This window comes from Limnohabitans sp., assembly GCF_044361985.1.
Taxonomy (GTDB): domain Bacteria; phylum Pseudomonadota; class Gammaproteobacteria; order Burkholderiales; family Burkholderiaceae_C; genus Limnohabitans_A.
On record NZ_JBIKHV010000197.1, the window covers coordinates 1 to 2,520 of the forward strand.

At 58.1% G+C, this 2,520-nt stretch carries 1 protein-coding gene and 1 pseudogene; both read right to left on the reverse strand.

What is annotated here, in order from left to right:
* Positions 1-1,308: benzoyl-CoA 2,3-epoxidase subunit BoxA (gene boxA, locus ACIQ3A_RS15040; protein WP_396432533.1), on the reverse strand; the 1,308-nt coding region annotated here is incomplete at its 3' end.
* Positions 1,309-1,642: 334 nt separating this feature from the next.
* Positions 1,643-2,520 (reverse strand): annotated as a pseudogene (locus ACIQ3A_RS15045) (benzoyl-CoA 2,3-epoxidase subunit BoxB); the annotation flags it as partial.

Below are 2,520 nucleotides of genomic sequence, written 5' to 3' on the forward strand. Positions count from 1 at the left end.
ATAGGTCTCAAGGTGCAGACGGCCTTCTTTTTTGAGCGTCGCACCCACGGTATCCCAATCGAGACCGGCGTTCTGTGCGATGTCACGCAAGGCCATCACCACGCCCTCTTCCATGCTTTTGAGGCCACACACATAAAAGCTGGTGTTGTCGTCCTGGAGCTGAGCCGCGATGTCGGCAGAACGGTCGCGCATGGCATCTTGCACATAGCGCTTGGATTTACCCGTCTCGCGTGAAAACGCAAACTCGATGTCAATGAAATCTTTGGGCAGATTGTTCAGTGGCCCGAAATAAGGCAACTCTTGCGGCGTTCGTGCACCGAAGAAAAGCATCAGTTTGCCGCCTTCAAACTTGCCACTGGCCCGCAGACGTCGACGCCACTCGGTCATGGCACGCATGGGCGCACTGCCCGTGCCGGTGCAAATCATCACGATGTTGCTCTTGGGGTGGTTGGGCATCAGGAAGCTGGCACCAAACGGGCCGATCACCTGGACCTTGTCACCTACCTGCACGTCGCACATGTAGTTGGAACCCAAGCCGCGCACGGGCTGACCAGCGTGGTCTTCAAGCACCCGCTTGATGGTCAGCGAGAGGTTGTTGTAGCCGGGGCGCTCGCCATTGCGGGGGCTGGCAATCGAGTATTGGCGGGCATGGTGCGGCTTGCCTTTGGCGTCCAGACCCGGCGGAATGATGCCGATCGACTGGCCTTCGAGCACCGGAAAGGGCATGCTGCCGAAGTCGAGCACGATGTGGTGCGTGTCGTAGTCGTTCCCTGCTGTTTTACCCACTTCGGTCACACGCACGTTGCCGCTGACCGTGGCGGTGATGGTTTTTTCTGCCGCCTTGGGGCCATACAGGTTGGTGTAGGCATGTGCGGCAGACCAGGGCGGCGTGATGGCTCCAAAAGCCGCCGAATTGAAGCCCGAGGCGGTGGCTGTGCTCACGGCCGATGCAGACGATGCGGCTGCCGATTGCACGATGCTTTGCGCTTCTTGAACAGCATCGGCTTCAGCACCCGCTGCAGCGCCCAGTTCCTCATCGCTGAGCTCGGCAGGCAATTCATCCCACTTGAGCTGCTCTTCGATGCTGTAGGCCTTGACCTTGGGCATCATGCGCCAGTTGTCAATCGAACCTGTGGGGCATGGGGAGATGCAGTGCATGCACAGGTTGCAAATGTCGGCATTGACCACGTAGTTGAGCGAGTCATGGGTAATGGCCCCGACCGGGCAAATCGCTTCGCAGGTGTTGCAGCGGATACAGATTTCGGGGTCGATGACGTGCTGTTTGATCAGGGTTGCGGCTGTGGTCATGGAATGCCTCCTCAGGCTTTCGGTTTTGTATTCTGGTTCTTTGCTTGGCCAGTGCTGGGGGGCTCTTGGTTCACAAAGACCGCTGCGAAATGGCTGGGGGCCAGGCACCTCATACGGGGTACCGGAAAATCGGTGCCCGACCCCCAGCCATCCCACAGCTGTAGCCAGCCCAAGCTTTGGCAGTCTACAAGCGTTTGCGCCCTGCAAACACCATGCAGTTGACAGAGGAAGGGGTGGGTGACGATTTTCCGGTACCCCGTATGAGAAACCCACCCCTTCCTCTGTCAACTGCTGCCCCCGCAAGGAAGCAGCAGTCGATCAAAAGCTCAACGCATCAGTTAAAACGGACGTAATCGAAGTCCACGGGCTGACGGTTGATGCCCATGACGGGTGGCGCGATCCAGTTGGCAAATTTGCCTGGCTCGACCACACGACCCATCAGGCTGGCCACATAGGCGCGGTCTTCGTTGGTGGGCAGCCACTCGCCCACTTTGGACATCCACTCGGCCTCAGTCACCACTTGGCCATCGGGCGTGATTTTGGAGCCGGACAAAGAGCCGATGTTGCGGTGGAAGGCTTTGTGTGGGGCCGTCAATGTGAAAGGAATACCCGCTTTGCTGATCACACGGTTCCAACGGTCGATGCCGCCTTTGGAGTCGGTGATGTAGTCGTCGCGCAGCACTTCGTTCAGGGCGTTGAGCATCGGCACTTCTTTTTCGATCAGCTTGCCTTCTACGACCGAAAGGATCTTGTAGCTGTTGCCCTTGAGCACGTGGTCATCACCGCGCTTGCCTTCTTCGTAACGGCCTTTCAGGCCAGAGCTGTAAAAGGTGGCCGCGTTGGACGACTCGTCGGCACCGAACAAATCGATGGTCACCGAAAAGTGGAAGTTGATGTAACGCTGGATGGTGGGCAAATCGATCACACCGGCAGCGCGCAACTTGCCCACGTCGTCGGTCTTGAGCTGGTTCATCACATCCACAGTGCGCTGGATGGTGCGGCTCACGCCAGACTCGCCCACAAACATGTGGTGCGCCTCTTCGGTCAGCATGAACTTGGTGGTGCGGGCCAGCGGGTCGAAGGCAGATTCGGCCAGGGCGCAGAGCTGGAACTTGCCATCACGGTCGGTGAAATAAGTGAACATGAAGAACGACAACCAGTCGGGCGTCTTCTCATTGAAGGCTTGCAAGATGCGTGGATTGTCTTCGTTAC